This window comes from Edwardsiella ictaluri ATCC 33202 (assembly GCF_000264785.1).
GTDB lineage: Bacteria > Pseudomonadota > Gammaproteobacteria > Enterobacterales > Enterobacteriaceae > Edwardsiella > Edwardsiella ictaluri.
In genome coordinates this window covers 139,294-161,802 of sequence record NZ_AFJI01000081.1, presented here as the reverse complement: position 1 = coordinate 161,802, position 22,509 = coordinate 139,294, and the positions used below count along the sequence as shown (strand labels likewise).

Here is a 22,509-nt window from a genome sequence, read left to right as displayed (position 1 = left end):
CTCCGGCTGTAATACGGCCTAAACCGCCTAATATGCGCCTGTGTCCCCCGCAAATAACAGAGGAACGCTCTGAAAATTAATGCCGCTTGGTGCGCCGGGTCGGCTGCGCGTTGGCCGGATCGTCCGGCCAGACGTGCTTGGGATAGCGCCCCTTCATCTCTTTCTGCACTTCACGATAGGCACCCTGCCAGAATCCCGCCAGATCGCGGGTGATCTGCAGCGGCCGCTGCGCCGGAGACAATAGCTCCAGCACCAGTGCGACGCGCCCCTGTGCGATATGCGGACTCTCCCGCTCACCGAACATCTCCTGCAGACGTACCGCCAGCGCCGGCGGTTTATCGCTAAAATAGCGAATCGCCAGACACGATCCGGTCGGCACAGTGTAATGAGTCGGCAGCTCACTATCCAGCCGCTGACGCGTGTTCCAGTCGAGCAGTCGCAGCAGCGCCCCGGCCAGATCGATCTGACGCAGCCCCCGCAGATCGCGGACGCCATACAGCGCGGGCAGCAGCCACTGCTCCAGCGACACCAGCAGGCTCTCATCATCCACCGCCGGCCAGGCATGCTCTGGCAGCCAGCGCTGGGCACAGATCAAACGCAGGCGCAGCTGCGTGGCCGCCTCGTCCCACCCCAGCGCGGTCACCCCCTGCGTACGCACCCATTCCAATAGTGCCTGCGCCAGCGTGGCCTCATCGGGACGGGCCAGCGGCTGCGCACGCAGCACCAGGCGCCCCAGCTGGACGCGACGCCAGGCGCGCAGGGTTCCTTTGGCCTCATCCCACTCAACACCGGTGCCTTCGCTAACCAAGTGCGGCAGCTGGGCCGCCAGCGATGCCAGATCGCAGGGCAGCGCCAGCAGAATCCGCGGCTCGCCGCCGGAAGCCCCCTGCAGCAGCGAGGCGGCGATCAGCCCCGGCATCCGCCCCAGCGCATCGTCCGCATCCAGCGCCGCGCCCAACCCGTTGGCCAGAAGATAGCGCCCATCCTGCCCGCGCGCGGCGGCGATCCGGTCAGGATAGGCATGCGCCAGCCACCGCGGCGCCAACTCCAGATCGGCCTCCGCCCTCCGCCCTCCCACACGCTTAACCAGCTGCGCCGCCCGCTGACGCCAGTGTGGCTGAGGATGGTAGAGCGCCTGGCGCATATCGGCGCTCCCCTGACGCGGCGGTTCCTCGACAATCGCCGCCAGCAGGGCGGCACAGGCCAACGCGGCATCGCCGGCGTCACGGGCGGCGCACAGCATCGCCGCCAGGCGCGGATCGCTGCCCGTGCGGGCCATCTCCCGCCCCAGCGCACTCAGTCCCCCTTGCAGATCCAGCGCGTCCAGCTGCAGCAGCAGGCGCTGTGCCGCACCCAGCGCCGCGGTCGGCGGCGCGTCGAGCCACGTCAGCTGCTGCGCATCCCGGCAGCCCCAGCTGAGCAAATCCAGCCACAGCGCGCTCAGATCGCTGCGCAGGATCTCGGCCTGGGCATAGTCGCTGGCCCGCTCGGCCTGCTCAGCCGATACCAGATGCCAGCAAATCCCCTCGCTCAGACGTCCGGCGCGCCCGGCGCGCTGTGTCATCGACGCCTGACTCGCCCGCTGGGTCACCAGCCGCGTCAGCCCGCTGCGCACGTCAAACTGACTGACGCGCTCCAGCGCACTGTCGACCACCAGACGAATGCCATCAATAGTGAGGCTGGTTTCCGCAATATTGGTCGCCAGCACCACTTTGCGCCGCCCCACCGGCGCAGGCGCGATGGCCAGCTGCTGCTCGGCCAGCGACAGCGCCCCGTATAAGGGACAGATGTCGGTATCTTCGGCGACGCTCTCCTCCAGCAGCGCCGCGCAACGTCGGATCTCGCCCACCCCGGGTAAAAACAGCAGCAGCGAGCCGCTCTCCCGGTTCATCAGGCTCAGCACCGCGGCGGCGGCGGCCTGCTCAATGCGCTCATGGGGGGATACGGAATGATAGTGACGCGCCACCGGATAGCTGCGCCCCGCAGAGACGATGGTCGGCGCATCGGGTAACAGCGTCCCCAGGCGGGCATCATCGAGAGTCGCCGACATAATCAGCAACCGCAGATCGTCCCGTAGCCCGGCCTGTACATCCAGCAGCAGCGCCAGCGCCAAATCCGCCTGCAAGCTACGCTCATGAAACTCATCAAGGATCACCAGCGCCACCCCTTCCAGCATCGGATCTCGCTGCAGCATGCGGGTCAGAACCCCCTCCGTCACGACCTCCAGACGGGTATTTTTACCGACCCGATTCTCTCCGCGCATCCGATAGCCAACCGTCTCGCCCAGCGGCTCGCCCAGCTGCTGCGCCAGCCGGTGCGCCACAGTCCGCGCGGCCAAACGCCGCGGTTCCAGCATAACGATACGCCCATTCAGACTGGGAGACTGTAACAGCTGCAGCGGCAGCCAAGTGGATTTTCCCGCCCCGGTCGGGGCGTTAAGCAGCACCTGGGAGGCAGACTGCAGGGCGGCAAGCAGATCGGGCAGCACCGCGGCAACGGGTAATAAAGACACAGTGGACTCCACTCTCTTTCGCGACGGGGTAAACGGCGCCGACGCCGTTTACCCCAGCGTATTAACAATTTCTGCCGCGCATTGTAGCATCGGGCGATGCGCTTAACGGGAAACCACCATGCAGCAACGCCTTTTTTTTGCCATTCCGCTACCGCCGCCGCTGCAGCAAACGCTGAACCAGTGGCGGGCCGGGCACTTTTCTTCCCAGGCGGGACGACCGATCGCCGCTGCCAACCTACATCTGACGCTGGCTTTTCTCGGCGACGTTGGCAGCGCACAGCAGCAGCGTCTGCAGACGCTGGCTGGGCGTATCCGTCAGGCGCCCTTTAGCCTGACGCTGGATGACGCCGGCCAGTGGCCGCGCCCCGGCGTGGTCTGGCTGGGTATACGCCGGGCGCCGCGCGGACTGATCCAGCTGGCGGAGCTGCTCCGCTCACAGGCGGCACGCAGCGGCTGCTACCAGAGCCCGTCCCCTTTTCATCCCCATGTTACGCTGCTGCGCCACGCCTATCAGCCGGTCGCGATCCCTGCGGCGACCTTTCGCTGGACGTTCGACGTCACCCACTTTTCCCTGTTCAGCTCGCAGCAGGCTCAGGGACGCATCCGCTATCAACCGCTGGCCAGATGGCCCCTGCGGCGCGATGACTAACCCACAGGAGCCCCACCATGCAGTTCACCACGCCCCTGCAGAGCGCTATCCTGATCAAGCGCTATAAACGTTTTCTGGCCGACGTACGCCGCCCCGACGGCCAAATCATCACCCTGCACTGTGCCAATACCGGCGCGATGACCGGCTGCGCCACGCCGGGCGATACGGTGTGGTACTCATCCTCGGACAACCCTAAGCGTAAATATCCGTCAAGCTGGGAGCTCACCCATACTCAGGCTGGAGACTGGATCTGCATAAATACCCTGCGCGCCAACACGCTGGTATATGAGGCGATTGCACAGCAGCGGATCGGCGAAGTATCCGGTTACACTAAAATACGCAGCGAAGTGCGCTATGGGGCAGAAAATAGCCGCATCGACTTGTTGCTACAGGCAGAAGATCGTCCCGACTGCTATATTGAAGTGAAGTCAGTCACGTTGCTGCAGTCGGCATGTGGATACTTCCCCGATGCGGTCACCGAGCGGGGGCAAAAACATCTGCGCGAACTGCAGCATCAGGTGCAGAGCGGTGTGCGGGCGGTGCTGTTTTTCGCCGTGCTGCACAGCGGGATTACGCATGTGCGGGCGGCCCGCCACATCGATCCCCGCTATGCGCAACTATTGGCCCAGGCGAGCGATCTCGGGGTGGAGGTTCTCTGCTACGGCGCGCAGATAAACCCTGCAGGTATCAGGCTCACGCAGCCGCTGCCGGTAACAGTTTAAGCGCGCCGCACGACGGTACATCGTCGGCAATAAACGGTGGAAAAGGATTAAACACGGCTAAATACGCCGCCCTTCACACCCTTGTCAAGCCGTAGACAGGAATAATTGCCAACCTCTACCGCATCTGTTATTTATAGCGGCCTGATTTTTTACCCCATTTGGGGATCGCTAATGCGTGTTATTAGGAGAAGCAGCATGCAAGAAGGGCAAAACCGTAAACCGTCGTCCTTAAGCATTCTCGCCATTGCTGGGGTGGAGCCATATCAAGAAAAGCCGGGCGAGGAGTATATGAACAACGCCCAGCTGGCGCACTTTAAGCGAATTCTTGAGGCATGGCGTAACCAGCTCAGGGATGAAGTGGATCGTACCGTATCCCATATGCAGGAAGAGGCTGCCAACTTCCCGGATCCCGCCGACCGCGCGACCCAGGAAGAGGAGTTCAGCCTGGAACTGCGTAACCGCGATCGCGAGCGCAAACTGATCAAAAAAATCGAGAAAACGCTACAGAAAATCGAGGATGATGACTTCGGTTTCTGCGAATCCTGCGGCGTTGAGATCGGTATCCGCCGTCTGGAAGCCCGTCCGACCGCCGATCTGTGCATCGATTGTAAGACCCTGGCCGAAATCCGCGAAAAGCAGATGGCAGGCTAAAGTCCTATTGGGGGGCCCGCCATCCGGGCCCCATTTCCTTTGTACGCTGTCGGCCAGCGGACACCGACGGGCGGCGTGCACACCCACGATCCGGATCGTCTCCGGCAGAAACGTCGCTGTTAAAAATGTCATATGCCCTGCCTACGCCCCCGGAGTACATCGGCCGTTTTGCGCCCTCTCCCTCCGGCGATTTACACTTTGGTTCCCTGATTGCCGCCCTCGGCAGCTACCTGCGCGCGCGCGCCTGCGGCGGCCGCTGGCTGGTACGGATTGAGGATATCGATCCGCCGCGCGAAGTGCCCGGCGCCGCCGCCCGTATCCTGCGTGCCCTGGAACACTATGGCCTGCACTGGGATGGCCCGGTGCTATACCAATCGCAGCGCCACGAGGCCTATCACGCCATCCTGGAGCAGCTGCATCGCCAGGGGCTGGCCTATTACTGCACCTGTACCCGCCAGCGTATTCACGCGCTGGGGGGGCTGTATGACGGGCATTGCCGCTATCTGGCACAAGGGGCGCTCGGTGCGGCGCTACGCCTGCGCCAGACTCGCCCGGTATACGGCTTTCACGATCGCCTGCACGGCTGGCTCGACGCCGATGCGGCGCTGGCGCGCGAGGATTTTATCATACACCGTAAAGATGGCCTGTTTGCCTATAATCTGGCGGTGGTGGCTGACGACCATTTTCAGGGCGTCAATGAAATCGTCCGCGGCGCTGATCTGATCGCGCCGACGGTGCGTCAGATAGCGCTGTATCGCCAGCTGGGGTGGCAAGAGCCAGCCTATCTGCACCTGCCGCTGGCACTCAATGACGACGGCAACAAGCTCTCCAAGCAGAATCACGCCAGACCGATTCCGCTTGACGATCCGCGTCCGCTGCTGCTGCAGGCGCTGACGTTTCTGGGCCAAACGCCCGACGCGGCGCTGCGCGAACTGAGCACGGAGGCGCTGTTAACCCAGGCGGTAGCCCACTGGCGACTGGAAAAAGTACCGCTTCAGGTCACTCAGCCGATAACGATTCCGTCTGTACCATTCTCAAATTCCCCTGCGTGAGCTATGATTAGCCGCTTATTTTTCTGCACACCATGCCCCATCGGCCTCAGCGCGCCTACGTTGGCGCGATCGCCTGACCGATGACGGAGCTATTTACCAGACACTATCGAGGTGTACCATTTTTACCCGAGTCGCCAACTTTTGCCGTAGAGTGCTAAATCGCGAGACGGACAGCGCACCGGAGCAGGAGTCTGCCCATCTGAGCGTAATCCCGCGTGACCAGCATACAATCTCGCGTCAGCAAATCAGCGAAAATGCGCTGAAGGTCCTGTACCGCCTGAATAAATCAGGCTATGAAGCCTATCTGGTCGGTGGCGGCGTCCGCGATCTGTTGCTGGGAAAACGCCCGAAAGATTTCGATGTGACCACCAACGCTACGCCGGAGCAGGTACGTAAACTGTTCCGCAACTGCCGCCTGGTCGGACGCCGTTTTCGGCTGGCGCATGTCATGTTCGGTCCGGAGATCATTGAGGTTGCGACCTTCCGCGGTCACCACGAGCATGCCAATGAGGGCAAAAACATTGCCCAGCAGGGCAAAAATGGCATGCTGCTGCGCGACAACGTCTACGGCAATATTGAAGAAGACGCCCAGCGGCGTGACTTTACCATTAACAGCCTCTATTACAGCGTGGCCGACTTCAGTGTCCGTGACTATACCGGCGGCCTGAACGATCTGCACGCCGGGCAAATCCGTCTGATCGGCGATCCCGAGACACGCTACCGGGAGGATCCGGTACGCATGTTGCGGGCGGTACGCTTCGCCGCCAAGCTGCAGATGTCCATCAACCCGGAAACGGCGGCGCCCATCGCCCATCTGGCATCGCTGCTACGCGATATCCCCGCTGCACGCCTGTTTGAGGAGGCTCTGAAGCTATTGCAGGCGGGCTATGGCTATGAAACCTATCTGAAGCTGCGCGAATACCAGCTGTTTCAGCCGCTGTTCCCGGTGATCTGCCGCCACTTTACCCCTAATGGCGATAGCCCGATGGAAAAGATCCTGGCACAGGTGCTGAAGAACACCGATCACCGAATCCAAAACGATATGCGGGTCAACCCGGCGTTTCTGTTTGCCACTATGCTATGGTATCCGCTGATCGAGCTGGCGCAAAAAATCACCCAAGAGGGGGGGCTGACCTATCACGATGCGTTCGCCCTGGCAATGAACGACATCCTGGATGAGCAGTGCCGCTCTCTGGCGATCCCAAAACGCATCACCGCCCTGATCCGCGATATCTGGACTCTGCAGCTGCGCCTGTCGCGCCGCCAAGGTAAGCGCGCCCATAAACTGCTGGAGCAGCCCAAATTCCGCGCTGCTTATGACCTGCTGGCGCTGCGTGCCGAGGCCGAACACAGCGCCGAGCTACAGCGCCTGGCGGACTGGTGGGGCTCCTTCCAGATCTCCAGCGTCTCCCAGCAAAAGGCCATGGTCAACACCCTGGACGACGATGGTGACGGCAATGCCATCCGTCGCCGCCGCAGACCGCGCCGTAGGGCTCCACGCCGCGAAGGCAGCGGTGCATGACCCGGGTCTATCTCGCGCTGGGCAGTAACTTAGCCGAACCGCACCGTCAGGTGCGGCAGGCTATTCATGCGCTGGCTGCGCTGCCGCAGTGCCGTCTGCTGGCCGCCTCGTCCCTGTATCGCACCCGTCCCCTCGGGCCTCAGGATCAGCCAGACTACGTCAACGCTGCCGTCGCGCTGGAGACCGCACTCTCCCCCGAAGCTCTGCTGGACTGTACACAGTGCATTGAGCATCTGCAGGGGCGGGAGCGCAAGACCGAGCGCTGGGGGCCGCGTACGCTGGATGTGGATATCATGCTGTTTGGTGAGCAGGTTATCCACAGCGCGCGCCTGACGGTGCCCCACTACGACATGAAAAACCGCAGCTTTATGCTGGTGCCGCTGGCGGAGATCGCCCCCGATCTGCGCTTTCCCGACGGTGAGATGCTGCGCGATGTCATCGCCCGTCTGAACGATGCAGACACCCTGATCGCCCTGCCTGCACAGGACACGCCAGCCTGATCCGGCGCTCCACGCTGCGGACCGCCTTTCTCTGCGCCTCTCCCATAGAGAATGCCATGCTTAACGCCTTTGCTTGATCTTCCTCCACCGCAAACGATTTTCTTGCAGTAGAACACGCCACAGTGGTGCCTGCAGTGCACCGCCCAACCTTACCTGTCCGGCCCTCGGCCGGTCGACAATGGGAGACAGTGATGACGCCAACCACGCTATCACACCTGCGCAAGCGTAAGCAGGAGAAGCACAAGTTCGCCACGATCACCGCATATGATGCCAGCTTCGCCCGGCTGTTTGCCGAGCAGGGTATCGACGTTATGCTGGTCGGAGACTCGCTGGGGATGACCCTGCAGGGCCACGATACCACGCTGTCGGTGACCGTGGCGGATATCGCCTACCATACCCGCGCTGTACGCGCCGGTGCGCCGGCCTGCCTGCTGATGGCCGATATGCCGTTTATGTCCTATGCTACGCCAGAGCTGGCCTGCACGAACGCCGCGGAGCTGATGCGCGCCGGGGCAAATCTGGTCAAAATGGAGGGCGGCGCCTGGTTGTGCGACAGTGTGCGTATGTTGACAGAGCGCGCGGTGCCGGTGTGCGGACATCTGGGGCTGATGCCGCAGTCCGTCAATATCTTCGGCGGTTATCGGGTGCAGGGGCGCGATCAGGATGCGGCGGATCAGCTGCTCTCCGATGCGCTGGCGTTAGAGGGAGCCGGTGCCCAGATGCTGGTTCTGGAATGTGTGCCTGCCCAGGTTGCCAAGACGATCTCTGAGGCGCTGCGTATTCCGGTGATCGGCATCGGTGCCGGCAGAGATACCGACGGCCAGATCCTGGTCATGCACGATGCGCTGGGGATCAGCAGCGGACACATGCCGAGCTTTGTAAAGAATTTCCTCGCGGCCGAAGGCGATATCCGCGCGGCGGTGCGCCGCTATATCAATGACGTCGAACAGGGGCTGTTCCCCGCCGACGAACATACCTTTAACTGAAACTGATCGGAATTCTGGGCGGCGGGCCAGACAGGCCGCCCGATTTTTCTGCTGGAGAACGAGCTGTGCTGATTCTTGAGACTGTCCCTCTGCTGCGCCGCGAAGTACGCCGCTGGCGCCAGGAAGGGAAACGTATTGCACTGGTTCCAACCATGGGCAACCTGCATGATGGGCATATGGCCCTGGTCAACGAGGCCCACGCCAGAGCCGACGTGGTGATCGTATCGGTGTTCGTCAACCCGATGCAGTTCGATCGCCCGGACGATCTGGCACGTTACCCGCGCACCCTGCAAGAGGACTGTGAACAGCTGAACCGTCACGGAGTCGATTTGGTCTTTGCCCCGGCCGCCGAGGAGATCTATCCCCAGGGCGTATCGCAGCAGACCTACGTCGATGTTCCCGCGCTCTCGTCCATTCTTGAGGGGGCCAGCCGTCCGGGTCACTTCCGCGGGGTCGCCACCATCGTCAGCAAGCTGTTTAATCTGGTGCAGCCGGATCTGGCCTGCTTTGGTGAAAAGGATTATCAGCAGCTGCAGCTGATCCGCAAGCTGGTCGCAGATATGGGCTATGGCACCGAGATCGTCGGCGTCCCTATCGTCCGCGGCGAGGATGGACTGGCACTCAGCTCACGCAATGGCTACCTCGATAGTGATGAGCGCCGTCTGGCGCCGCGCCTGTACAACATCATGATGCAGCTGGCCAGTCAGCTGGAGAACGGCGAGCGCGATCTGGAGGCCCTGCTGGAGCAGACCGCCAGTCGTCTTCGTCAGGCAGGTTTCTGTCCCGATGAGCTGTTTATTCGCGACGCCGACACGCTGGGTGACGTCAACGTCGATACCCGTACAGCGATCGTGCTGATGGCAGCCTGGCTTGGGCAGGCACGGCTCATCGACAACGTACGCATTGCCTTTAACGCCGACGCGTAACGGTCGGCGGGTAGACAGCGACGGCGAAATGCGCAACCATAACGTCAACCGCTGTAGCCACATGGCGGTTGACGTTATATTATTTTATCGTGCTGCACGTCGGCTCCATTACGATGATTACAGGTATTACACTATGGTACGTACAATGCTACAGGGTAAACTGCACCGCGTGAAAGTCACCCAGTCCGACCTGAATTACGAAGGCTCCTGCGCAATCGATCAGGATTTCCTGAACGCGGCCGGTATCCTGCAATATGAGGCTATCGATATTTATAATGTCGACAACGGCCAGCGCTTCTCCACCTACGCCATCGCCGCCGAGCCCGGTTCCAAAATTATCTCGGTCAACGGTGCCGCCGCCCGCTGCGCCTGCGTCGGCGACACACTGATCATCTGCAGCTATGTTCAGATACCCGATGAGCAGGCTCGCACACACCACCCCAGGGTGGTCTACTTCGAAGGCGCCAACCAGATGAAGCGCCTGGCCAAATCTGTTCCGGTACAAGTCGCCTGAGTGCCTTCCGCTGCGGCGAGCGTCCGCAGCGGTTCATTGTTCACTTTTCCCGCCACTCCTGCCATAATTAACGGACCGCTTCCCAGCAAGCACATCGTCCCGTGGCCCTGCAACGCCGCGAATAGGAATATTGGATATTCAGGGGGTGCCAGTCATGCCCCCCGCTGGTTGCATACCGCTCCTCCGCCGCAGCTGATACCGTGACTATGAATCTATACCACGCACTTACCCCGCCACGCCATGGTTGAACCCTGCGCTCCCTATGATGCCACCGAAGTGGCACATTGGGCACAAAGCGCGAGTGGGGCTCACCCAGAAACCCGTGGCTCGCCGGGTTTATGATAAAGCTGCTGCTCTATTTCTCCACACTGGCACCAGACGGTTACGGGTATCCCCCCACCTTATCGCTGTCACCTTCGGCATACTGGGCGTCTGAATGTCGACGCCTCGCCTGTGCGGGCGGGAGGATCTGACCTGGCAGGACTTGGTGATCAATCTCTCCGGCATCAGTAGATTCAATATATGATAACTATCTTTTAGCCGCCCTGTGACGGATACCCCCCGGAGATTCAATATATGATAACTATCTTTTAGCCGCCCTGTGGCGGATACCCCCCGGATACCCCGCGTTTCACTGGGTTCGCATGCAGAGATGGCCAAAGCTAAACCTGCGCACTACCGTCGCGCTGCTGTCCGTATTTTACCGCTGTATCCTGCATACCTGTACAGCGGGCGATTGCGCTGGCCATCGCCCCCCCCCTCTGAAGCCTGCTCCTGCGATTTCTGCTCCCGCTGGCGCGGATCTATCTGTGACTCACTCTGTACCACGGTGAGAGGGTAAACGAGTGGATCCAGCTTTTCGTGGTCATCGCCATCCCTCTGCTCTGTGCGACCATCCACGATCTACCGGCGCAGCCCCTGCGCCGTCTGACACGGTGTTTGCTGGCGCTGGTACCGCTGGTTTTACCCGGGATACGTTTGTTCTATCACCTCAATCTCCTGGGCTGCCGAAAGCGGTGGAGTGGCATCCAGACCGCTCAATACACAAGTCCAACAGCTCTGGCATCAACACAGCGCTGCGGCGCTTCCCGCGTGTCTGGCCATAATCAGCCCCGATGCCGCGGACTCAATCCAACGGGATCAGCGCCTGCATGAGCGGTGGCAGGCGAATTGGTACCGGCGTATCGACCGGCGGCACATCCTGTGGCTGATTGGCTATCAGGCGTGCCATGGTCTGAACCGAGTCGGTGCGCAGGACATACAGTCGTTTCAGGGTGTAGGGATTATCGCCACGCCGCACCTTGCCGCGTACCGTGGTCACCGCCATGTGATAGCCGGCCTGATGGGCAGCCTCAATCGCCTGACGGTTAAAGCCGCCAAAAGGGTAGGAAAGATACAGCACGTGCGGAGTAAACTGTGTCAGCGCCCGGCGCGAGCGCTCAAAATCAAACAGGATATTATGCTGGCTACGCCGAAACAGGATCGGCCGTTTATCCGCGGAGAGACGGTGCAGAAAATGGCTATGGGACTGAATATCGAATACCGACTGAATCGTGTGCAGCTCCGCCAGACTCATAAACTGCAGGCCGTTGGGATTCCAGGGCTGAGGATAACGCTTAATCCGCGATGAGATAATAAATGCGGTCGCCCGCTGGCCGTTCTCCCTCAGGATCGGATAGGCATAGCGATAGACCGACTTGAGCCCATCGTCAAAGGTCAGCGCTACCGCGCGCGCCGGCAGGTTTTCATTGCCACGCAGATATCCCTCCAGCTGGTACAGCGAAATGGTCAAATAGCCCGCCTGGCGCAGATAGGCCATCTGCGCATCAAACGCCTGGACCGAGGTGGTGGTCGAAGTGTGGCGAAAGCGGTGGTTCTCCTCATTTTTCAATATGTGGTGATAGGTGAGGATCGGAATGCCGTTGTCCAGCTCAACCCGATCGGCGCGTACATAGGCCAGCCGTCCGCCCAGGTTGATCACCAGCCAGCGCCAGCCCGCCGCGTCCGTCTCTCTGGCCAAGATAGGATAGCGTAGATTTCCCATCAGACTCGCGACCGGCGCCGCCGTTCTCTCCGGGCGGTCATAGACCATGACCGGGTGCAGGGTCAGCAAATAGTCCAGGCTCTTTTTATGCAGCAGGGCGACGTCGCGGGCCGCCGGCAGCGGCGGCGTCGACGCCGCCAGACTATCTCTGGCAATAAACCCGCTGGCGTTGCCAAAGCGAAAGATGAAATAGCCGTTGTCAGCGGGCTGTACATTGAGCAGCATCCCCCGGTTCAGGCGCCCTACGGGAATGATGCGATCGCCAACCGGGGAGTAAATCTCACTGTCGCGCAGCGTCACCATATAACGCGCCGAGTCAGCGCCCGCCGCGAGCTGTCCTCCCCGGGCTACAGAAAGCGTGGCCAGCAGTAGCAGACCCGCCAATAATAAATGCCTATACATGAAAAAATCAGTGCGGAGCATCCGTTGCCCAATGGGTGATATCTTCAGCATAGCACGCGCGGCGATGAGCGACCAAAGAGGTAACATCTTTTCAAATCAGTATGCTGCTACCACTCCCCTGCGCTGGCGCAGTGGCGGATCTTATCGGCCCCCCTCACGCATAGCCTGTTTCCCCACATGCATATATTGACGCGGATCGTTATCATCCTGATTTTCGGCGGAATAACATCTCAGCGCCGCAGGCAGCCCGGAGGTGTCGTGCTATACCCGTGGGATCGCCACCGACGCCTGCGCAAAATCCAGATGTGGCGTCCCGAGATACAAACCATGCGCCGAGCCGATGGCTACAGCCAGGGGATCTATCCCGGTTCGCTCGACAGACTGTACGACGGCGGGATCATTCAGCGTCTCCTCCTCTCCCACCAAACGCCCCAGTGCAGCCTCAATGCTAACTCCATAGTGGCGGAAAAAGCATACGACCCCGGTCACCGTCGCGATATTCTGTTCAAAGGGAAGAATGAGAGATGCCGCTCATCACCGAACGAACGCCCGCGCGTACCTTTGCCGCAATATCGGTCGGCGACGCGTGATGATCCAAATGCAGCGCCAGCGACAGATCGTGGCGCGCCGCCGCCTGACAACACAGCGTCACCAGGTTATCGGTGCCAGCGTAGCCGAAAGTTCCGGCACCGCCGACAAAATCACAGGCGATGCCAGCTCGGCGGCGGTCTCCATCACCGCCAGTACCGTCTCCGCAGGTTGTGGATATTGAACGGCGGCACCGCATATCCTCTCCACTGGGCCGATACGACATCACCCGATGGGGTATCAGGTACATCCTCTCTCCTCCACCTCAAATACCATCGTTACCGGCCGCGGCGCCGTGCTGTACGCCGCACCGTCCCTCATGCCATAGGCTGGTCAAGCCACGCCGTCCGCAGCACTGTGCCTGCCCGCGAAACGCCGCTGCATCAAACCCCTCACGCTCCAGCACCATTTTTCTGCCACCATCTGCTATTGGTTTCGGCCAGAAGCTCATAGCCGTAGCACTGCTACCATCGCCGCTGTCGCAGCGCTGACAAGCTTCGGCCAAGGACTGCGACAGCCCGACTGTACTCATGCCGTCGGGAACGTCGACCGCCTGACACGGCATCTGGACGCCGACCACCTGTTCAACGCCCTGTCGTAGCCCGCTGGCAAAACCGCCATCGCCGGTAATCACAATCCCCTGCCTGATGTCCCTTACAGAAAGCCAACCAATTTGCCCACGATGCCCACGGCCACCGTCACACCGATCAGCTTGATCGGCGAATAGCCCCGCTTCATCAGCCAATACACCAGCAGGGTGAAGCACAGGGGCAGCAGGTTGGGCATCAACTTGTCCAACACCTCCTTCTGCAGCGCCACCGTCGCCTTGCCGGCGTGCATCACCAGCGGCGTCGAGAGGTGAACATAAGAGGCCACCAGCGCTCCTATCACCGTCATGCCCACGATCGAGGCGGCGTGAGAGATATTTTTGGTATGGGTTTTCAATAGCGCCAGCGCGCTGGTTCCCGCGCTGTAGCCATAGTGCGCCAGCCCAAAGCGCAGGGCAAAGTGCACCGCGTTGAACAGCAGCAGGAACACCAGCGGCCCGAACAGACTCCCCTCCAGCGCCAGCGAGGCGCCGATGCCGGCGCAGATAGGCAGCAGCGTCAGCCAGAACAGCGCGTCACCGATGCCGCCCAGAGGCCCCATCAGCGCCACCTTCACCGCGCGGATGGTCGAGACGCGCTCTTTGCCACGCTCCATCGCCAGCACCAGCCCGGACAGAAAGGTGACGTCAAAGGGGTGCACATTGATAAACTCCATGTGCATTTTCATTGAGTTGGCAAGATCCTGTGGATTGCGGTGGATCTTGCGCAGGCTGGGGATCAGGGTATACAGCCAGCCGCCCGCCTGCATACGCTCATAGTTAAAGGAGGCCTGCAGCAGCAGGGAACGCAGCGCCATAATATTGATATCGCGGCGGCTCATCGCCTGCCCCGGCGTTTGATCCACATACTCGTCGCTCTCGGCCTGGCTGGTGGCCAGCGCCTGGGCCATCCGCTTTTCTGCCTTGGCCACCAGCGTGTCATCGCTATCGTTAAATGCCATCTTCTTCCATCTCCTGGTTCTGGCGCGCGGCAGGACGCTGTGTCAGCGCGGCTTCATTGCGGGTACGGTTAAAGAAATCGATCAGGGCGATCGCCAGTGCGCCCAGCGCTACCGCGATAATCGGCATATTCAGGAATGTCACGGAGATAAAGCCCAGAATAAAATAGGCCACATAGGTCTTCTTCATCATAATCTTCATCAGCAGAGAGAAGCCGATGGCCGGCATCATTCCCCCCGCAACGGCCAGCCCGTCCAGCAGCCAGGTCGGGGCCCTCTCCACCATGGCGCTGGCGGCATCGGCCCCGAAATAGACCGGTAAAAATGCGACGGTAAAGTAGAAGCAGAACAGGATCAGCAGCCCGGCGTAGTTCACCCACTCCACCCCACGCCAGTTCAGCCGCTTCACCATCTCATCGCAGCGGTGCATCATCGGCGAATAGGCGGTAAACAGCAGGGTAATGCCGCCCTGCACCGCGATGGAGAAGGGTACCGCGACCCCGATGGCAACCTTGGGATCGGCGTGGGTCAAAATGGCGAACGCGGTACCGATGACACCGCCGATCACCACGTTGGGTGGCTGAGCGCCGGCCAGAGGCACCATTCCCATCCACACCAGCTCCAGCGTCCCGCCGACCAGCAGGCCGGTCTGTATATCGCCCAAGATCAGCCCGACCAGCGGCCCGATCACCACCGGACGGTGCAGGTGGGTCAGTCCGTCGAACAGGTCGATGCCGGCGATACCAGCCAGCAGCCCTATCAATAATGCATCGGTTAACATGGTTTACCTCCTGCATTCAGTCCAACAGCGGGTGAATCGACTCCCCCGCCTCATCCGGCACCCGGCGGATCTCGCAGGGAATGCCAAGCTGCGCCAGCGCATGGAACGTTGCGATATCCTCATCATCCACCGACACCGTCTTGTGGATCTGGCGCTTTCCCTGTGAAAAGTGCATGTTGCCGACGTTGACAAAGTGAATGGGCACCCCGCCGCGCACCAGCGTCAGCACATCCTGCGGCGTTTTGCAGACGATGAAGATCTTCTGGCGATCCGCGGCACGGTGGATCACCTCGATGGTTTTTTGCAGAGTGAAATAGCGGGTTTGCACGCCCTCCGCCACCACCATATCCATCAGATTCTGTTGGATGGGGTCGGCGGCAGCGGCGTCGTTGGCAACCAGCACCAGATTGGCGCCCAGCGTATTGGTCCAGGTCACCCCGACCTGCCCATGCACCAGCCGGTTATCGATACGGGTCATCAGGATGTTAGGGGTTGACATATATCACACCTCCATCGTGGCTATCGTTGAATGCGTTACGGGATACTCATCAATGACAACGCCCTGCACCACCCGATTGACCTCCCTGCTCGGGTAGGGGTTATCCGGCGTGATCCCCAGCGCCAGAGAGGTCTCTAGCGCCAGCGTCTGCAGGTACTGCAAAAATGGAAACATCAGCCACAGATCGTCCAGATCACACGCCAGCGCGCCATGCCATCGCCGCTTAGCGCTACGCAGTGCAGGCGGTGCCGGTATGGTCTGAAGGAAGGAATGCCAACGCGACTGCGCCTCTCTCAGTTCGCGCTGTAGCATCCGCCAGAGTACCGGCTGTTGCGCTATTTCGCGGGCCGTATGCCAGACTCCGCGTGCCTGTATCCACGCAGGGGAGTAGCCAAGTACCTCATCACTCATGCGTTTAATCCTCAGATTGAGTCAGGCCGCAGGAAGCTCCTTCTCAGGGTAAAGTCTCCCCTGCACAGCCGGCGCCCGGCTACGCTGCATAACGAAAACAGAGACGATGGGGTGTTCGCCGTCATCCGTCAGCGATGATCACATCCACCCCTAAATCGCACAGCGCACGGTGATACCCCTCCGGGATCCGACTGTCAGTGATCACTCGGTGGATCTGTGCGGCACCGCGAATGGTACAAAAGCTTTTCCGGCCAAATTTACTGGCATCCACAACGGCGATGATCTCACTGGCCACGTCGCACATTACCCGGTTAAGCTGAGCCTCCCCCGCATGAGGTGTAGTGATGCCGCAGATAAGATCAAAACCATCGACCCCCAGAAATAGCCGATCGAAATGATACTGGCGCAGCTGCTGCTCAGCAGTCTGTCCATAGAGGGAGTAGGCGTTTTGGCGTACGTTGCCACCCAGAACCAGCACATCAATCTGCTCATACCCCGCCAGCTCACAGGCGATATTCAAGGCATTGGTCACCACCACCAGATGGCGGCGTACCTTCAGAAAGGGGGCTATTTGGGCCGTGGTGGAGCCGGAATCGATGATCAGCGTATCGCCGTCCTGCACCAGCGCCGCCGCCCGCGCGGCAATACGCGACTTTACGTCGCGGTTCAGGCGACCTTTGTCCTGCAGCGGCCGATCGAAGACAAACTGCTGGTTCAGCATGGCACCACCGTAGGAGCGCAGCGCACACCCTCTTTGCTCCAGATAGCGCAGATCATTACGGATAGTCACGCTGGAGACGCCAAAGTGGTGACGCAGCTGCTCCACCCGCACGCTACCCTCCAGGCATAGCCTGTCGATGATCTGTTCACGGCGCCTTAAGGTATCGATGCCCATACAGCCTCCCAGACGGTCAAGGTCGGAGATAAACCTTCTCGTACAGCGACCATCACATTACAGCAAAGGAATCACAGACCAGATGTGATCGAAGTTACATCTTATTTTTCCATTAGATAGCAACAGGAATACTTTCAGTTAATTGCCAACCGAAAGATTCGGCGTACGGCTACGCCGTGGCGCCAGCCTGAGAGTTATCCTGCCTGGCGCCTTTGTTAAGCGAACGATTACGCATAAATCGAAAGGAAAGAGGACCGAAATGAGGCAATGAAAGTTGTGTTGTTTGACCGTTCAACTTCACATTTTTATATATTAGCGCAGGTTGTCTATCACAACGCAAGCAAAGACAATCGCTGCGTAACAACGCAATGATTATCTTTTCCCCAGCGAGCCACCGCGCGCTGTCTACACCCCAGAGGTGGGGGGCGTAAACAGCGCAGCCTGGCGGCTCTGCTCATGCCACAGGCTGGTGGCGTGACGCTGTGTCTGCGCCAATAGGGCCTCGCGAAACATGGCGGCATCGCTCTGTGTACGCTGTGACCACAGCGCCGCCAGCGCCGACAGGCTCACCCCGACCACCACCTCACAATGCGGATGTTTATGGCACATTAACGCGGCGGCGCGGAACGGCGGCGCGCCGAGAATATCCGTAACGATCACCACGCCACTGCCGCTGTCCACCTGATGCAGCGCATCGCACATCATACGACTGAGCATATTGGCGCTCACGCCGTCGCTGTACTCTACGACCACGCACTGGGGCGGCCGGGCACCCTGCAGATGGGTTAAGGCCTTCAGCATTCCGCTGCTAAAACCGCTGTGTCCGGCAAATACGATACCCAGCATGCAGTCCATCCTTTCAGCACCGCCCGCCGACACAACGGCCAGGCATAAACACTCTTGATAATGATGGTGTAACAGGAAACGGCGTCGTAGGCAGCAATCGGTGATAACGGCGACTCAGGAGTGTGAGGTCAGGCAGAAATGATGAATTTTACGGCACCGCCCCCAGCATATACGGTAGGTGCCGCATGATATCGCACGATCAGCTGCGCAAGCCGCGCCCCCGATCAATTAGGTACCAGACCATAAGATACAGTACAACAATGAATCCCAGTAAAACGGCAAACGTCTGCGTCAGCGGCACATCGTGGATCCCCAGGAAACCGTAGCGGAACCCGCTTATCATATAAACGATGGGGTTGAGCTTGGAGACCGTCTGCCAGAACGGTGGCAGTAGACTCAGAGCGTAAAACACCCCGCCGAGATAGGTCAGCGGCGTCAGTACAAAGGTCGGCACCAGGCTGATATCGTCGAAGGTACGTGCATACACCGCGTTGATCAGCCCACCAAGGGAGAACAGCACCGCCGTACACAACAGGGTCATCACCACCACCAGCCAGCTGTTTACCACCAGCGGCACAAAAAACAGCGAGATCAGCGTAACCAGAAAGCCGACGCAGACCCCGCGTGCCACGCCACCGCCAACGTAGCCGGCGATGATCACATGAGTCGGCACCGGCGCCACCAGCAACTCCTCAATACTGCGCTGAAACTTGGCGCTGAAAAACGATGCGGCCACGTTGGCATAGGCGTTGGTGATCACCGACATCATGATAAGCCCCGGCACAATGAACTGCATGTAGCTGAATCCGTGCATCTCACCAATGCGTGCACCAATCAGGTTCCCAAATATAATGAAATACAGAGTCATAGTGATCACCGGCGGTACCAGCGTCTGCACCCAGATACGGCCAAAACGGTGAACCTCCTTGCTCCAGATGCTGCAAAGCGCCACCCAGTACAAACGCCTCATGACTGCTTCTCCTGTTCAGCGTTGAGCAATGACACAAACAGTTCTTCCAACCGATTGGCCTTATTGCGCATGCTGAGCACCTGAACCCCCTGAGCGCTCAGTTGGCTGAATACCCCGTTGAGTCCCTGCTCACGCAGCACCTCCACCTCCAACGTCGTAGTATCGCACAGCCGGTGCTGGTATCCCTCCAAGCGGGGAAGCGGACTTTTGGCCGCCAGATCGAGGATGAAGGTCTCCGACTTAAGCTGCGCCAGCAGCGCTTTCATCGGGGTGTTCTCGATCAGTAGCCCATGCTGAATAATACCGATATTACGACACAACATCTCCGCCTCTTCCAGATAGTGGGTTGTCAAAATAATCGTGGTTCCCTGGGCGTTCAGCTCTTTCAGAAATCCCCACATCGCCCGGCGCAGCTCAATGTCAACCCCGGCCGTCGGTTCATCCAGGATCAAAAGCTTTGGCTGATGCATCAGGGCCCGGGCGATCATCAGGCGACGCTTCATTCCTCCCGACAGCATCAGCGCACGCTCATTGCGCTTTTTCCACAGATCCAGCTGGCTCAGATAGCGCTCGGCGCGCTGCATCGCCTCGTGGCGTTTCACGCCGTAGTAACCGGCCTGATTCACCACAATCTGTAATACGGTCTCAAACGGGTTAAAATTAAACTCCTGCGGCACCAACCCCAGCTGGCGCTTGGCATTGACCAGATCGCGGTCAATATCATAACCAAATACGTTCACCTGCCCACCGCTCTTATTTACCAGCGAACTGATAATGCCAATGGTGGTGGATTTTCCAGCGCCGTTTGGCCCCAGCAACGCATAAAAATCACCGGCCTCTACGGTTAAATCAATACCGCGCAGCGCCTGAACGCCGCCGGCATAGGTTTTGGTAAGCTGAGATAGCTCAAGAGCATTCGTCATGGCGATGGATTAACCTTACATCAAGCGTTTTGCCCTGGACGCAGCGCGGTGCACGCAGAGACCTTCAGGGAGCGGCAAAACGACTCCCCCCACGGGCTCTCTCTGCAAGATTATATGTTACATAACGTGTTGTCTGAAATCACCTGCTGCCACTGGCGGGTCGACTTTGTTATGATGCAACGATTCATCCTGTCGTGGAAGACATCCTGTGCCACCGTTAATTTGGCTTATCGAAGATCGGGCCAGCACCGCTGACCCGTTGATCTATACGCTGGAAACGGAAGGGTTTAACGTATGTTGGTTTAACCATATCCAGCCCGCCCTTGACGCCCTTAAACAGCAAATACCGCAGTTCGCTATCATCCAACTGACGCTGCCCGACGGTAGCGGCCTGGCGCTGGGGCGCCACCTACAGGCACACCACCCCACGCTGCCGCTGCTCTTTCTGGCCAGCACCCCCGGGGAAGCAGCGCAGGCCAGTGATACCGCACTGCCGCACAGCGCCGTCATTCTCCCCCCCTTTTCCGCCCGTGAAATCTGCGTGCGTATGCGCACGTTGCTGCCGCACCCGGAAAGGATGGGTAGCAAGGCGACCCGCCTGGAGTGCTATGGCAACTTTACCCTCAACGATAGCCGCAGCTGCGCCCACTATGTTGGACATGCCCTGCAGCTGAACCACTGTGAATACCTGCTGCTGAAAACGCTGCTGCAGGGACGGGGAAAAGTGTTCTCCCGCAGCCAGCTGAACGATCTGCTGCGCCCGCTGAATGAGAAGGGCGGCGAGCGCAGCATCGAGCACCATATCAAGACGCTAAGGGCCAAACTGCAGCGGATCACGCCCCATGATATCCCACTCAACACGCACCATGGCATCGGGTTCAGCGTTGAGTAAAACGCCCGCAGGGCCCACTGTTCCGATTTCCAAAGCCCGTCGATTGGCCTATATTAGGCCTCTTTCCCGCTACAGCTGATTAACCTTCATGAAAGAAATCGAGAAACTGATCGCCAACAACCAGGCATGGTCACAGCAGGTGAAGGAGGATAATCCGAACTTCTTCGCCAAGCTGGCAGAATCCCAGCGTCCACGCTTCCTGTGGATTGGCTGTTCGGACAGCCGGGTACCAGCGGAGCAGTTGACCGGTCTACAGCCGGGGGAGCTATTTGTACACCGCAACGTCGCCAATCTGGTGATCCATACCGACCTGAACTGCCTATCCGTGGTGCAGTATGCGGTCGACGTGCTACAGGTTGAGCACATCATCATCTGTGGTCACCTGGGCTGCGGCGGGGTCGAAGCCGCCGTCAACAATCCTGAACTTGGGCTTATTGACAACTGGCTGCTGCATATTCGCGACATCTGGTACAAGCACAGTACCCTGCTGGGCGAACTGCCGCCGGAAAAACGCATGGATACGCTGTGTGAGCTGAACGTGATTGAGCAAGTCTACAATTTAGGGCACTCCACCATTCTACAGTCAGCGTGGAAACGCGGGCAAAAAGTGATGATCCATGGCTGGGTCTATGGTCTGCAGGACGGACGTCTGCACGATCTGGACATTACCGCCATCAGCCGTGAGAGTCTGGAAGTACGCTACCGCAATGCCATGGCCAAACTGCTACAACAGCAAAGCCTGGAAGGCTAATCCGCGCGGGTTCATAAAAAAATGCTGTCCGGTCAACGAATTAATTATTCATCATTCGAGCGATTGTCGTACAGATACTAGTGTATACACTAAAAAGGCGACCCGAAGTCGCCTTGTGCACCGCAGCGCGGAATTACTCTTCCAGCATGGTAACTTTGCCAATATAGGGCAGATAGCGATAGCGCTGAGCGTAGTCGATACCAAACCCCACCACGAACTCATCGGGGATCGAAAAGCCGATATACTCCACCGGAACAGCGACCTCGCGACGGCTCGGCTTGTCCAGCAGCGTGCAGATGGCCAGTGAGTTCGGGCCACGCAAGCTAAACAGCTCGCGCACCTTGCTCAGGGTATTGCCGGAGTCGATGATATCTTCAACGATCAGGACATCCTTATCGCGAATATCCTCATCCAAATCCTTGAGGATCTTGACATCACGGGAGCTATTCATGGCGGTGCCATAGCTGGAGGCCGTCAGAAAGTCGACTTCATGCGGTACGCTGATCTGGCGGCACAAATCGGCCATAAAGATGAAGGAGCCGCGCAGCAGCCCCACCAGCACCAGCTCTTTGCCACTGTTACGGTAACGATCGGAGATCTGGCGTCCCAGTTCAGCTACGCGTGCCTTGATCTCCTGTTCAGAGATCATGACTTCTACGGTATGTTTCATCGGTTTTACCCTGCGTGCGTGCCGTCGCGCGGGCGGACGGCAAAATCAACCTGTCCTGTGCCGGCGGATGGCTCCGCTCAACGGCACAAAACAAGCGCGGTTTGTTAAGGGCGCAGAGTATAGCAGGCCAAGGGGGCTACTTAAACGGGTCTGCCGCCCTAAGGTACGAAAAGCATTCCGGCCGACCATAGGCCAAATGGCATAAAATCTCCTCTAATTACATATTAAAAGTAACTATCAGACTGTAGTCATACCGAT

Annotated in this window: 22 protein-coding genes and 2 pseudogenes; 11 read left to right on the top strand and 13 right to left on the bottom strand. The window is 59.5% G+C overall.

Translation table 11 applies throughout. From position 1 onward, the window contains the following. Positions 1 to 76 precede the first annotated feature (76 nt). Positions 77 to 2,512 (bottom strand): ATP-dependent helicase HrpB, encoded by a 2,436-nt coding sequence (gene hrpB / locus EIEH_RS12475; RefSeq protein WP_015870207.1) that lies wholly within the window; start codon positions 2,510 to 2,512, stop codon positions 77 to 79. Between the two features lie 118 nt (positions 2,513 to 2,630). Between hrpB and thpR the strand changes: the two genes are divergently transcribed. From thpR to panD, 9 genes are all read left to right on the top strand, one after another. After that, entirely contained in the window at positions 2,631 to 3,161 is a 531-nt protein-coding gene (thpR, locus tag EIEH_RS12470; RefSeq protein WP_015870206.1) for an RNA 2',3'-cyclic phosphodiesterase, read from the top strand. Between the two features lie 17 nt (positions 3,162 to 3,178). After that, complete coding sequence (sfsA, locus tag EIEH_RS12465; RefSeq protein WP_015870205.1) at positions 3,179 to 3,883, top strand: DNA/RNA nuclease SfsA; 705 nt, start codon at positions 3,179 to 3,181, stop codon at positions 3,881 to 3,883. A 195-nt stretch (positions 3,884 to 4,078) separates the two neighbouring features. Next, entirely contained in the window at positions 4,079 to 4,534 is a 456-nt protein-coding gene (dksA, locus tag EIEH_RS12460) for an RNA polymerase-binding protein DksA (RefSeq protein ID WP_015870204.1), read from the top strand. Between the two features lie 125 nt (positions 4,535 to 4,659). Then, positions 4,660 to 5,586 carry a tRNA glutamyl-Q(34) synthetase GluQRS gene (gluQRS, locus tag EIEH_RS12455; RefSeq protein WP_015870203.1) on the top strand — a complete coding sequence of 309 codons (927 nt, stop codon included), beginning with the start codon at positions 4,660 to 4,662 and terminating at the stop codon, positions 5,584 to 5,586. Positions 5,587 to 5,704: 118 nt separating this feature from the next. Beyond that, positions 5,705 to 7,108, top strand: coding sequence for a polynucleotide adenylyltransferase PcnB (gene pcnB / locus EIEH_RS12450; protein WP_204365809.1), 1,404 nt, complete (start codon positions 5,705 to 5,707; stop codon positions 7,106 to 7,108). After that, the gene (gene folK, locus EIEH_RS12445) at positions 7,105 to 7,608 is read left to right on the top strand and encodes a 2-amino-4-hydroxy-6-hydroxymethyldihydropteridine diphosphokinase (protein WP_015870201.1); all 504 of its coding nucleotides are present in this window, start codon (positions 7,105 to 7,107) and stop codon (positions 7,606 to 7,608) included. The genes pcnB and folK overlap by 4 nt, the downstream gene beginning before the upstream one ends. A gap of 191 nt (positions 7,609 to 7,799) precedes the next feature. Beyond that, complete coding sequence (gene panB, locus EIEH_RS12440; RefSeq protein ID WP_015870200.1) at positions 7,800 to 8,594, top strand: 3-methyl-2-oxobutanoate hydroxymethyltransferase; 795 nt, start codon at positions 7,800 to 7,802, stop codon at positions 8,592 to 8,594. A 65-nt stretch (positions 8,595 to 8,659) separates the two neighbouring features. Further along, positions 8,660 to 9,520: a pantoate--beta-alanine ligase gene (panC, locus tag EIEH_RS12435; RefSeq protein WP_015870199.1), complete on the top strand. Its 861-nt coding sequence runs from the start codon at positions 8,660 to 8,662 to the stop codon at positions 9,518 to 9,520. A 133-nt stretch (positions 9,521 to 9,653) separates the two neighbouring features. Continuing rightward, on the top strand, positions 9,654 to 10,034 hold the full coding sequence (panD, locus tag EIEH_RS12430; protein ID WP_015870198.1) for an aspartate 1-decarboxylase: 381 nt from the start codon (positions 9,654 to 9,656) through the stop codon (positions 10,032 to 10,034). Positions 10,035 to 11,160: 1,126 nt separating this feature from the next. Here panD and EIEH_RS12425 read toward each other — a convergent pair. The 11 genes and pseudogenes from EIEH_RS12425 to EIEH_RS12375 all read right to left on the bottom strand — a co-directional run bounded on the left by EIEH_RS12425 (position 11,161) and on the right by EIEH_RS12375 (position 19,938). After that, positions 11,161 to 12,480: a polysaccharide deacetylase family protein gene (locus EIEH_RS12425; RefSeq protein ID WP_035609745.1), complete on the bottom strand. Its 1,320-nt coding sequence runs from the start codon at positions 12,478 to 12,480 to the stop codon at positions 11,161 to 11,163. 107 nt (positions 12,481 to 12,587) lie between these two features. After that, positions 12,588 to 13,318, bottom strand: a pseudogene (locus EIEH_RS17815) (class II fructose-bisphosphate aldolase). Between the two features lie 15 nt (positions 13,319 to 13,333). After that, on the bottom strand, positions 13,334 to 13,702 hold the full coding sequence (locus tag EIEH_RS12415; protein ID WP_015870193.1) for a PTS sugar transporter subunit IIA: 369 nt from the start codon (positions 13,700 to 13,702) through the stop codon (positions 13,334 to 13,336). Positions 13,703 to 13,722: 20 nt separating this feature from the next. Continuing rightward, the gene (locus EIEH_RS12410) at positions 13,723 to 14,616 is read right to left on the bottom strand and encodes a PTS system mannose/fructose/sorbose family transporter subunit IID (protein ID WP_015870192.1); all 894 of its coding nucleotides are present in this window, start codon (positions 14,614 to 14,616) and stop codon (positions 13,723 to 13,725) included. Beyond that, positions 14,606 to 15,394, bottom strand: a complete 789-nt coding sequence (gene agaW, locus EIEH_RS12405; RefSeq protein ID WP_015870191.1) for a PTS N-acetylgalactosamine transporter subunit IIC — start codon at positions 15,392 to 15,394, stop codon at positions 14,606 to 14,608. Before agaW ends, EIEH_RS12410 begins: the two co-directional genes overlap by 11 nt. A gap of 16 nt (positions 15,395 to 15,410) precedes the next feature. After that, positions 15,411 to 15,893: a PTS N-acetylgalactosamine transporter subunit IIB gene (gene agaV, locus EIEH_RS12400; RefSeq protein ID WP_015870190.1), complete on the bottom strand. Its 483-nt coding sequence runs from the start codon at positions 15,891 to 15,893 to the stop codon at positions 15,411 to 15,413. Positions 15,894 to 15,896: 3 nt separating this feature from the next. After that, positions 15,897 to 16,100 (bottom strand): annotated as a pseudogene (locus tag EIEH_RS19745) (tagatose-6-phosphate ketose isomerase); the annotation flags it as partial. A gap of 325 nt (positions 16,101 to 16,425) precedes the next feature. Then, complete coding sequence (gene agaR, locus EIEH_RS12390) at positions 16,426 to 17,199, bottom strand: transcriptional repressor AgaR (protein WP_015870188.1); 774 nt, start codon at positions 17,197 to 17,199, stop codon at positions 16,426 to 16,428. A gap of 405 nt (positions 17,200 to 17,604) precedes the next feature. Then, positions 17,605 to 18,045, bottom strand: a complete 441-nt coding sequence (locus tag EIEH_RS12385; protein ID WP_015870187.1) for a PTS sugar transporter subunit IIA — start codon at positions 18,043 to 18,045, stop codon at positions 17,605 to 17,607. Between the two features lie 199 nt (positions 18,046 to 18,244). Then, positions 18,245 to 19,015, bottom strand: a complete 771-nt coding sequence (locus EIEH_RS12380) for an ABC transporter permease (RefSeq protein ID WP_015870186.1) — start codon at positions 19,013 to 19,015, stop codon at positions 18,245 to 18,247. After that, positions 19,012 to 19,938 (bottom strand): ABC transporter ATP-binding protein, encoded by a 927-nt coding sequence (locus EIEH_RS12375; RefSeq protein WP_015870185.1) that lies wholly within the window; start codon positions 19,936 to 19,938, stop codon positions 19,012 to 19,014. The genes EIEH_RS12380 and EIEH_RS12375 overlap by 4 nt, the downstream gene beginning before the upstream one ends. Before the next feature lie 208 nt (positions 19,939 to 20,146). On the opposite strand from EIEH_RS12375, the gene EIEH_RS12370 reads away from it, so the two are divergent. Beyond that, positions 20,147 to 20,830, top strand: coding sequence for a winged helix-turn-helix domain-containing protein (locus tag EIEH_RS12370; protein ID WP_015870184.1), 684 nt, complete (start codon positions 20,147 to 20,149; stop codon positions 20,828 to 20,830). A gap of 88 nt (positions 20,831 to 20,918) precedes the next feature. Further along, positions 20,919 to 21,581, top strand: coding sequence for a carbonate dehydratase (gene can, locus EIEH_RS12365; RefSeq protein ID WP_015870183.1), 663 nt, complete (start codon positions 20,919 to 20,921; stop codon positions 21,579 to 21,581). 133 nt (positions 21,582 to 21,714) lie between these two features. Here the strand turns inward: can and hpt are convergent, their stop codons facing one another. Continuing rightward, a complete protein-coding gene (hpt, locus tag EIEH_RS12360) occupies positions 21,715 to 22,251 on the bottom strand; it encodes a hypoxanthine phosphoribosyltransferase (protein ID WP_015870182.1) in 537 nt (178 codons plus the stop codon). Positions 22,252 to 22,509: the final 258 nt, after the last annotated feature.

Coding starts and splice junctions, on each gene's coding strand:
- panD (WP_015870198.1), top strand. CDS start 9,654: ATGGTACGTACAATGCTACAGGGTAAACTGCACCGCGTGAAAGTCACC.
- agaW (WP_015870191.1), bottom strand. CDS start 15,394: ATGTTAACCGATGCATTATTGATAGGGCTGCTGGCTGGTATCGCCGGC.
- agaR (WP_015870188.1), bottom strand. CDS start 17,199: ATGGGCATCGATACCTTAAGGCGCCGTGAACAGATCATCGACAGGCTA.
- EIEH_RS12385 (WP_015870187.1), bottom strand. CDS start 18,045: ATGCTGGGTATCGTATTTGCCGGACACAGCGGTTTTAGCAGCGGAATG.
- thpR (WP_015870206.1), top strand. CDS start 2,631: ATGCAGCAACGCCTTTTTTTTGCCATTCCGCTACCGCCGCCGCTGCAG.
- sfsA (WP_015870205.1), top strand. CDS start 3,179: ATGCAGTTCACCACGCCCCTGCAGAGCGCTATCCTGATCAAGCGCTAT.
- agaV (WP_015870190.1), bottom strand. CDS start 15,893: ATGTCAACCCCTAACATCCTGATGACCCGTATCGATAACCGGCTGGTG.
- EIEH_RS12380 (WP_015870186.1), bottom strand. CDS start 19,015: ATGAGGCGTTTGTACTGGGTGGCGCTTTGCAGCATCTGGAGCAAGGAG.
- EIEH_RS12425 (WP_035609745.1), bottom strand. CDS start 12,480: ATGTATAGGCATTTATTATTGGCGGGTCTGCTACTGCTGGCCACGCTT.
- panB (WP_015870200.1), top strand. CDS start 7,800: ATGACGCCAACCACGCTATCACACCTGCGCAAGCGTAAGCAGGAGAAG.
- can (WP_015870183.1), top strand. CDS start 20,919: ATGAAAGAAATCGAGAAACTGATCGCCAACAACCAGGCATGGTCACAG.
- EIEH_RS12410 (WP_015870192.1), bottom strand. CDS start 14,616: ATGGCATTTAACGATAGCGATGACACGCTGGTGGCCAAGGCAGAAAAG.
- dksA (WP_015870204.1), top strand. CDS start 4,079: ATGCAAGAAGGGCAAAACCGTAAACCGTCGTCCTTAAGCATTCTCGCC.
- folK (WP_015870201.1), top strand. CDS start 7,105: ATGACCCGGGTCTATCTCGCGCTGGGCAGTAACTTAGCCGAACCGCAC.
- gluQRS (WP_015870203.1), top strand. CDS start 4,660: ATGTCATATGCCCTGCCTACGCCCCCGGAGTACATCGGCCGTTTTGCG.
- EIEH_RS12375 (WP_015870185.1), bottom strand. CDS start 19,938: ATGACGAATGCTCTTGAGCTATCTCAGCTTACCAAAACCTATGCCGGC.
- hpt (WP_015870182.1), bottom strand. CDS start 22,251: ATGAAACATACCGTAGAAGTCATGATCTCTGAACAGGAGATCAAGGCA.